This is a genomic window from Wolbachia endosymbiont of Drosophila leontia, assembly GCF_028981785.1.
Taxonomy (GTDB): Bacteria; Pseudomonadota; Alphaproteobacteria; order Rickettsiales; family Anaplasmataceae; genus Wolbachia; species Wolbachia pipientis.
The window spans coordinates 1-9427 of record NZ_JAPQLK010000094.1 but is presented as its reverse complement, the minus strand read 5'-3'; the positions used below and the strand labels follow the sequence as shown (position 1 = coordinate 9427).

General features: G+C 36.1%; 7 protein-coding genes and 1 pseudogene. 3 read left to right on the top strand and 5 right to left on the bottom strand.

Going from position 1 to position 9427, the window contains the following annotated elements; genetic code table 11:
* Window positions 1–148 precede the first annotated feature (148 nt).
* Genes OZD63_RS03125 through OZD63_RS03110 form a run of 4 tightly spaced genes read right to left on the bottom strand, consistent with a single transcriptional unit; the run spans window position 149 to window position 2456 of the window.
* Window positions 149–409 carry a hypothetical protein gene (locus tag OZD63_RS03125; RefSeq protein ID WP_010962369.1) on the bottom strand — a complete coding sequence of 87 codons (261 nt, stop codon included), beginning with the start codon at window positions 407–409 and terminating at the stop codon, window positions 149–151.
* A gap of 30 nt (window positions 410–439) precedes the next feature.
* Window positions 440–1048: an SCO family protein gene (locus OZD63_RS03120; RefSeq protein ID WP_010962368.1), complete on the bottom strand. Its 609-nt coding sequence runs from the start codon at window positions 1046–1048 to the stop codon at window positions 440–442.
* A 44-nt stretch (window positions 1049–1092) separates the two neighbouring features.
* The gene (gene dnaQ, locus OZD63_RS03115; RefSeq protein WP_275008084.1) at window positions 1093–1788 is read right to left on the bottom strand and encodes a DNA polymerase III subunit epsilon; all 696 of its coding nucleotides are present in this window, start codon (window positions 1786–1788) and stop codon (window positions 1093–1095) included.
* A gap of 17 nt (window positions 1789–1805) precedes the next feature.
* On the bottom strand, window positions 1806–2456 hold the full coding sequence (locus OZD63_RS03110; RefSeq protein ID WP_010962367.1) for a Tim44/TimA family putative adaptor protein: 651 nt from the start codon (window positions 2454–2456) through the stop codon (window positions 1806–1808).
* A gap of 164 nt (window positions 2457–2620) precedes the next feature.
* Between OZD63_RS03110 and secB the strand changes: the two genes are divergently transcribed.
* The 3 genes from secB (at window position 2621) to putA (ending at window position 8991) form a co-directional block, all read left to right on the top strand.
* Complete coding sequence (gene secB, locus OZD63_RS03105) at window positions 2621–3124, top strand: protein-export chaperone SecB (RefSeq protein ID WP_274979808.1); 504 nt, start codon at window positions 2621–2623, stop codon at window positions 3122–3124.
* Between the two features lie 14 nt (window positions 3125–3138).
* Entirely contained in the window at window positions 3139–5724 is a 2586-nt protein-coding gene (gene acnA / locus OZD63_RS03100) for an aconitate hydratase AcnA (protein ID WP_275008083.1), read from the top strand.
* Window positions 5725–5850: 126 nt separating this feature from the next.
* Window positions 5851–8991, top strand: coding sequence for a bifunctional proline dehydrogenase/L-glutamate gamma-semialdehyde dehydrogenase PutA (gene putA, locus OZD63_RS03095; RefSeq protein WP_275008082.1), 3141 nt, complete (start codon window positions 5851–5853; stop codon window positions 8989–8991).
* Between the two features lie 141 nt (window positions 8992–9132).
* On the opposite strand, the pseudogene OZD63_RS03090 reads toward putA, so the two are convergent.
* Window positions 9133–9427: pseudogene (locus tag OZD63_RS03090) on the bottom strand (IS4-like element ISWosp8 family transposase); the annotation flags it as partial.

Sequence of the window (9427 nt, the reverse complement as noted above, 5' to 3'; positions counted from 1 at the left end):
GGCTAAAATTCAAGAATTTCAATGCTTTAGCTATTTTCAATAGAATTAAATTTATTAATGTAAATAATAAATTACTATTCTTAAATTTGATCAGATTGATTGCAAAAAAACAAGATTTTCAATAGGTTACTTATAATCCTAACTATAGTTAGCCTTTCATAAGTAGCGATGCAACAAAGCCCACTGGAATCCAGAAATTTTGCTTATAACTGAGCTGATGAGCTAAAGGTAGTTGTCTTACGCTAAAACAAACGTTTTTAATTAAGTTGCATAGAAGCTGGATCCCAGTGTCTGGGCACTGGGATGACACCCCACTGGTGGGAATTGCTCCCAAACTACAACGTTCGTACAGTTGTGTGTGTCTTCCCATGGAGATTGCTCTCAAATCATAATGCTCATGCAGTTGCATGCTCGACTAATTAACAGAAAAATCTATAATTCAGTTTACGTATTTTCTTATCTCAGCCAAAATCTTATCAGATTGACTTTCGTCTGAATTTAAATCAGCTGCAAAGTGTGTAACATATTTTCCTCCAGGGCCAATAAGGTACATTATTGAAGAATGGTTGATTTCTTCTTCTCCACCAACTTTGCTAGCATATACTTTATACTTTGCAATTACTTCGTCTATTTTTTCTCTTTCACCAGTTAACATTTGTATTCTGTGGTCAAATTGCTGCTGAAATTCTTTAAGTCTTTCCGTGCTATCGCGCTCAGGATCGACTGTGATGAAGAATGTTTGTAGCTTGTTGTTAGTTTTCTCATCTAACTTTGCAAGTGTTTCTGAAATTATTCCAAGGTTCATAGGGCAAATTCTTTTGCATGAGGAAAACCCAAAGAAAATCATCATGTATTTATCTTTAAAATCACTACTGCGCAAGATCTGTCCGTCCTGATTAATTAAAGAAAAATCTCCGCCTATCTTAACTTCTGCGTTGTGAATCGCTGCTGGGGCAAATATGCCTTTTTTAGTGAAATAACAATAACCTAAAAAAACAACTGCTAATGCTGCTAGCACATTAGATAATAATCTTATAAACCTTACCATTAGAATGCTCTCAGTAAAATTGAATTGTATCTTTATTGGTTAACCTATTCAATATATTTATTCCAAAGTGTATTGTTAATTTTGTCTAACAGTTTCTTATGTTCATCAATTTCTTCACTATTTGGTAAATGTTCTCTGGGAGTTAGATTACGTACTTTATGCTGAACGAATGTGGAGTTACTGCCCTGATTGCATTCATTATCAAACAGAAAGGTTTGTAACCCTCCTGTAAGTTCAACATATACCTTTGCAAGCAATTGAGCATCAACTAGTGCTCCGTGCAATTCTCTATTCTCTAGCGATATATCAAAACGCTTACATAATGCATTCAAAGAAGCAGGTGATCCTGCGAATTTTTTCCTCGCAAGAGGTAATGTATCTAGCACTCTGTCTGAGGAAATTAACCCAGCATTCAGCTTGCTTAACTCCATGTTAAGGAACTTAACATCGAATTCAGCGTTGTGAATTACCAAAATATCATTAGATATAAAGTCAAGAAATTCAAGTGCAACATCTGAAAATAATGGTTTATCTTCTAAAAATTCTTCACTAATACCGTGAATCTTAAACGAGTGATAAGGTATATCTCTTTCTGGGTTAAGGTACCGATGGAATACTTTACCTGTTGGAATGCGGTTAATTAATTCCACACACCCTATTTCAATAATTCGATGACCAGATTCAGTGTCAAGACCTGTCGTTTCAGTGTCAAGTACTATTTCGCGTAGCTTGCTTTCCATTTCAAATAAAACTCATCTTACTTATCATTTGTCTTATCGTTACTTGTCTTTTTATAGTGAATAGAAACAAGCAACCAGCTCGGGTCTGATGAATTAACATTTTTTTTGAATTGCCATACATCCTCAACTTTATTAATAGTGGATGTACTACCTGATATTATATCTCCTTCATTGTTCTTAACGAAGTTAATTTGCTCTGAAAGGAAATATACTGCAATAAACACTGCGTTTTTTACTAGCTTTATTTCTAAAATCTTTTGTGAAACGATAGAAACAATTATAGACTCGTGCACCTCTTTACGATGTTTAATCTTCTCTGCAAAATTATCATATAAGTCTTTATCGAGAAGTGGTTTTAACTGAGACAAATTTCCTTGATTGAAACATTTTATTATTAATTCAAAAGCTATGCTTGAACCTTCTATAAAGTGGGAAATAGAAAAATCTTTGTTTTTTTTTAATATTTGTTTATAAGTCACTTTTATTGAATTTTCATCATTGCTATCAATGTAACCCTCAATGTTTTCTACTACATCTTCTCTACTTCGGCTTACATCCAATACATTAGTTAGCTTTTTTAGGTTGAGGTTGGCTGACCTTCCTAAAGAATTATACAAACGTGAAAAAATGAACGCCGCTAATAAAGCATATATTACAAGCTCTATCATAGTAACTCAACTCCTTGGCATATAGGGTATCCGAACATTATTAATTATTAATGAAAATACGTTTTTCATATCAACTTATAATCAGGTTTGCTATTCGTTTGTAAATGAATATATTATATAAGAAAGTATTAAATATCTCAACTTAATTAAAGGAGACGTAAGAAATGCCACAACAAAAAATGAGAATTCACGGTCAATATGTTAAAGATCTATCATTTGAGAATCCGAATTCGCCATTCCTTTCTTCTAGTAAAGCTCCAGATATTAATGTAATGGTTAATATCAATTCAGCAAAATTAGAAGGGACGAAAAACAAAGAAGAAGTGAATGAGGAAAAATCTTTCCATGAAATTACTTTGCATATAGAAGTCAAAGCAACGGTAAAAGATGAAGGCACAAAGGATGGCGTAGCTTTCATTTGTGAAACGAAATATTGTGGCATTTTTTCAATAGAAAATTTAAAAGAGTTGAGTGAGGAAGAAGTAAGACAAGCTTTGTTTATTGGTGGACCTACTTTTCTTTTTCCTTTTGCAAGAGAAATAATTGCAAGAGTTACAAGTAGTGGTGGATTTCCCCCACTGATGCTAGATCCTATAGATTTTGAAACTATGTATGAGCAGCAAGGTCAACAACAAAAAAGTAACGGTAGTAATTCCAATTTTAACTAATATAGTGTGATAGGATGAACAATTCTTTAAACGCAAAAACGACTTTAAACATTGACGGGAAGTCATACAACTATTTTAGCCTAAGTAGTGCTAGTGAATTTTTAGGGACAGATGTAACTAAATTGCCCTGCTCACTTAAGGTGCTGCTTGAAAATTTATTGCGTAATGAAGATGGAGTAAACGTAAAGCTGGATGACATAAGAGTACTAGCAGACTGCGTTAATAAACACACTAATCACGAAATTAGCTATAAACCAGCAAGGGTGTTGATGCAAGATTTTACAGGGGTTCCTGCTGTTGTTGATCTAGCTTCAATGCGGAGCTATGTTAAGAAAAATGGAGGAAACCCGAGCAACATAAATCCTTCTGTACCGGTTGATCTTGTGATTGACCATTCTGTTCAAGTAGATAATTGTGGAAATGTTTCCGCATTCAGTAAGAATGTTGAGCTAGAAGTAAAAAGAAATTTGGAGAGATATCAATTTTTAAAGTGGGGAGAATCGTCCTTCACAAATTTTAGAGTAGTGCCGCCTGGCACAGGGATTTGCCACCAAGTGAATCTTGAATATTTAGCGCAAGTTGTGTGTAATAATGATGGAGTCATATATCCTGATACTTTAGTTGGTACTGACAGCCATACTACAATGGTTAACGGATTATCAGTTCTTGGTTGGGGTGTTGGAGGCATAGAAGCTGAGTCTGTGATGCTTGGTCAACCAATTAGTATGGTGATTCCAGAAGTAGTTGGATTTAAATTAATTGGCAGATTGTCGGAAGGAGTAACTGCGACCGATTTAGTGCTGACGGTTACCAATATCCTAAGAACAAAAGGCGTTGTTGGTAAGTTTGTAGAATTTTATGGTGATGGTTTAGATTATTTATCTTTGGCAGATAGAGCCACTATAGCAAACATGGCCCCGGAGTATGGCGCAACTTGTGGATTTTTTCCAATTGATCAAAAAACGCTAGATTATTTAAGCTTAACCGGAAGGCCAGAAAAGCTGATTAAGCTAGTTGAGGCTTATGCGAAAGAGCAAGGACTGTGGCGTAGTAGTGACAAGTTAGCATTTTTTGACACACTAGAGCTTGATTTATCAAGCGTGGAGCCAGTAATGGCTGGTCCCAAAAGACCACAAGATAAGGTTTTTCTTTCACAAGTGGCAGAGTCTTTTTCTAAATCATCTTTAGTTAATGAGTCAAAGGAAAGCGATAAACTCCAAGATGGAAGTGTAGTTATTGCAGCAATAACAAGCTGCACTAATACTTCTAATCCAAGTGTGATGATTGCTGCAGGTCTTGTAGCTCGTAATGCAATTAAACTTGGATTAAAATCAAAGCCTTGGGTTAAAACTTCTCTTGCTCCAGGGTCACAAGTTGTAACAGAATATTTAGAAAAGTCTGGATTGCAGGTAGATCTAAATGCTTTGGGTTTTAATCTAGTTGGATATGGTTGCACAACTTGCATTGGGAATTCTGGTCCACTTAATAAAGATATAGAAGATGGCATTAAAAACAAAAACTTAACCGTTGCTGCAGTTTTATCTGGCAATCGTAACTTTGAAGGAAGAATTCATCCGTTAGTCAAAGCTAATTACTTGGCATCTCCGCCACTTGTTGTTGCATATGCACTTGCTGGTACTGTGCAAACTGATTTGACAAAAGATTCAATATGCAAAGATAAGAATGGAAATGATGTCTATCTCAAAGATATATGGCCAACAAACAATGAAATCGAAGATTGCGTTAAAAGTGTGGTAACACGTGAGATGTTCATACAAAAGTATAAGGATGTTTTTTCTGGTGATGAACATTGGCGAAAGATAAAGTGTGAAAAAAGTGAAATCTATAATTGGGATGCAAATAGCACTTACATACAAAATCCGCCCTATTTTGATAATTTATCACCTAAAAATAATAAAATCGATATAAAAGGCGCACAAATATTGGCAATGTTTGGCGATAGCGTAACCACTGACCACATTTCCCCTGCTGGAAATATTGCCTCAAGTAGTCCTGCAGGTATATATTTAAAAAATCTTGGAATTGAGCCACAGGACTTTAATTCGTATGGGTCTCGTCGTGGTAACCACAATGTAATGATGCGTGGGACTTTTGCTAACATTAGAATAAAAAATGAAATGGTAAGCATCGAAGGCGGCTATACAAAATATATTCCTTCTCAAGAAACTATGTCGATTTTTGATGCAGCAATGCGCTACAAGGAAGCTCTCATCATTGTGGCAGGAAAGGAGTATGGCACAGGTTCAAGTAGGGATTGGGCAGCAAAGGGTACTTTATTGTTGGGGGTTAAAGTTGTCATTGCAGAAAGCTTTGAGCGTATACATAGGTCCAACTTGGTCGGCATGGGTGTTCTTCCACTTATATTCCAAAATGGAATAACCAGAAAGATATTTGATGGTAGCGAGGTAATAAGCATAAAAGGTGAAATAGTGCCAGGTGGAAATCTAGAATGCATCATCAAAAGAAAGGATAATTCAAAGCAATCAATTCAACTCAAATGCTGTGTACAAACCGCAACTGAGACTAAATACTTGATGTGTGGCGGAGTGTTGAGCTACATACTTGCACAATCCTTTTAAAGTTATTGCATGGACTTCTTTTAGCCAGCCCTGGTCCCTTTGTAAATAGCAATTTGCTCTGCGCAAAGTTATGATATAATTTCACTATGCATATGGTGTCGGAGTATTTTTTGGAGATAATTATATATGATAAGCTCTATACAAGAACCTAATGAACTCAGAAAACGTTTACAAGGATTTTATCGTACTGATGAAAAGAGTTATATACGTTATCTTGTAGAAAAAGCAGAGCTTTCGGCTGATTCAAAAAATAGAATTTATAATATTGCAAAACAAGTTATTGAAAAAATCAAACACAATAAATTAAGTATTGTAGATTCCTTTATGCAGCAATACTCGCTTTCCAATGATGAAGGAATAGCATTGATGTGCCTTGCTGAATCGCTACTTAGAATACCAGATGATTATACAATAGACGAGCTAATCAAAGATAAAATTGCCAATCAAGAATGGAGTAAATATTTAGGATATTCTTCTTCATTGTTCGTCAATGCTTCCACGTGGAGTTTAATGATAGGTAGCAGTATATTGAGAGATAATGAAGGCGATTCGAAGTTCTATTACGCAATTTCTAAGTTACTTAAGAATTTAGGAGAACCGATCATTCGCAAAGCAGTAAAACAAGCAATGTCTATGCTTGGTAATCATTTTGTTGTTGGAGAAACCATAGAAGAAGCTTTAAGGTACGCAAAACTAGATGACAATAGTAAGTTTTTATACTCTTTTGATATGCTTGGCGAAGCTGCTCACACAACTGAGGATGCAGAAGAGTATTTTAATTCATACATGCACTCAATAAAAGCTATAGGTGAATCCACTGAAATAAATGATTGTTTTAAATCCCATGGAATTTCAATCAAACTTTCTGCTTTACACCCACGTTATGAATTTAGTCAATTTGGCCGAATTGCTGGTGAGATATTCACTAAGGTTTTAGAGCTCTGCCGCGAGGCAAAAAAATACAACATTTCACTATGCATAGACGCAGAAGAAACAGAAAGGCTTGAAATTTCCTTAATCTTGTTTGAACAATTACGGCTTGATGAATCACTTTCTGAGTGGGAAGGGCTCGGCTTGGCTGTACAAGCATATCAAAAACGTGCTTTGTCTGTTCTTGACTTTGTAGAGGATGTTGCTATTCGATCAAATCATAAAATTATGGTGAGGCTTGTAAAAGGTGCATATTGGGATTCAGAAATCAAGCGTACGCAAGAATTGGGATTAAATGATTACTCAGTATTTACAAGAAAAAGCTATACTGACGTATCTTACCTCGTGTGCGCACAGAAACTTTTGAGTAAACCAAACAGCTTTTACCCATGCTTTGGAACTCATAACGCCTATACTTTTGCTTCTATCATGGAACTTGCTGATAAAAACCACCCTGGATTTGAATTTCAACGCTTACATGGAATGGCAAAAGACTTATATGATTATGCAATGTCAGAGCTTGCAACAAATGTTAGCTGTCGTGTCTACGCACCCGTTGGGGAACATAGTGACTTGTTGCCTTATCTTATAAGACGCCTTCTTGAAAATGGAGCTAATAGTTCGTTTGTTAATCAAATAAGTGATCCTAACGTTAAAATCGATGAGTTAATTTCAGATCCACTGGAAAAAGCTATAAATTTTAATTATGAACCTCATCCAGGCATTCCATTACCACAAGATATTTTGGGACTAGAAAGAAAAAATTCCTTGGGGATGGATATTAGTGATTCTGTGATAGTCTCACAATTTGCAGATGATATAAAGGGTTTTAGTGAAAAAAAGTGGCAAATTGGACCAATAATTGATGGAAAAGCACTATTTGATAATGCTGAATTTATCGAAGTAGTGAATCCTGCACATTTGGAAAATGTAATTGGAGAAGTGTCAAGTGCAACAAGCGATCAAGCTTTAAACGCTCTTGAAATAGCACACAGTGCTTTTGCTAAGTGGCAGAATGTTTCAGCAGAAGAGCGCGCTAAATGCCTTGAAAAAGCTGCAGATTTGCTTGAGGAAAGGATGAAAGAGTTAATTTACATTCTGATTGTGGAAGCAGGAAAAATTTTATCCGATGCAATAGCAGAAGTAAGAGAGGCAATCGACTTTCTGCGTTATTATGCAATGATAGCAAAAAATGAACTGAGCGACTGGAAAAAATTGCCGGGCCCAACAGGTGAAGATAACTTCATCTTTTTTGAAGGCAGAGGAGTTTTCTTATGCATATCACCGTGGAATTTTCCGCTCGCTATCTTCATTGGGCAGGTCTCAGCTGCACTTGCGGCAGGTAATGCAGTGCTGGCAAAACCGGCAGAGCAAACGCCGATTATTGCCTACGAAGCTGTTAAGATACTACATGAAGCTGGGATACCAAAGAATGTGTTACACCTCATTCCTGGGGATGGTGGATATTTAGGCAAAATATTAGTTCCAGACAATAGAATTGCCGGAGTAGCTTTTACTGGCTCAACACAAACTGCTCAAATAATCAATAAAATGCTTGCAAATAGGGATGGTCCTATTGTGCCACTTATTGCTGAAACAGGAGGGCTCAATGCTATGATAGTTGATAGCTCTGCTCTTTTAGAGCAAGTGGCTATGGATGCTTTGCTTTCTGCGTTTCGTAGCAGTGGTCAACGCTGTTCTGCACTTAGAGTGCTGTTTATTCAAGAGGACATAGCAGAGAAGCAGATAAAAATGATATGCGGTGCAGCGCAAGAACTCAAGATTGGTGACCCAATACAACTTAGTACTGATATTGGTCCAATAATTGACAAAGCATCTATCGATATGCTAACTCAACATACGCAAAAAATGTCAGAGGACGAAGATTCAAATCTGTTATTTAAAGTACCCATGGATACAAATTCTCATAATGGTTATTTCTTTCCTCCATATATTTATGAAATACAAAAAATTTCGCAATTAAAGCAAGAAGTATTTGGTCCTATTTTACATATCATACGTTTTAACAAGTCAGAATTAAATGAAGTTATAAGTGATATAAATAGTACTGGATATGGACTCACGTTTTCTTTGCAGAGTCGTATACAAAGTCAAATTGATACTATAAGTAAAAAAATATCAGTTGGAAATGTCTACATCAACCGTAACCAGATAGGTGCAGCAGTTGGGATACAACCATTTGGTGGTAGAGGACTATCTGGCACTGGGCCAAAAGCTGGTGGTTCTCATTATTTACAGCGTTTTTCTACAGAAAAAGTTGTAAGTGTTAACACTACAGCATTTGGTGGTAACACTACACTTATGTGTTTGGATTAATTTGCAGGCCCTAATTTTTCTTACCCCTAAACTAGACGTTCGTGCAGTTATGTACACAGCGCTAAAATCCGAAAAGGACCAGCTCATGCACTGAAATAAATCGTATCCATTCAGCCAATGACGTCAACTTAAGAATTTTCATTAGCAAACTCTCCTAAAGACATGATGGCGTTTAGGCTTATCTACTTTATTGCGGCTGTCCCGGTCGGATTTTAACTTTAGCACGTATACTTAAAAAGGGCTTGAAAGTTTTTTGGCGAAATAAGTACCTGATAGAGTTTCTGTCTCATTACACTAAATAAAACTGAAAAATTTAAACGATACTCAGTAATTTGATCTGGGTTCCAAGGCCCTTGTGCATCACATATATGAAGCGATAATATATTGCACATGACCAAGTTTGCCCAAAATTCTTGTAATACAGCCTCTCCAGAAA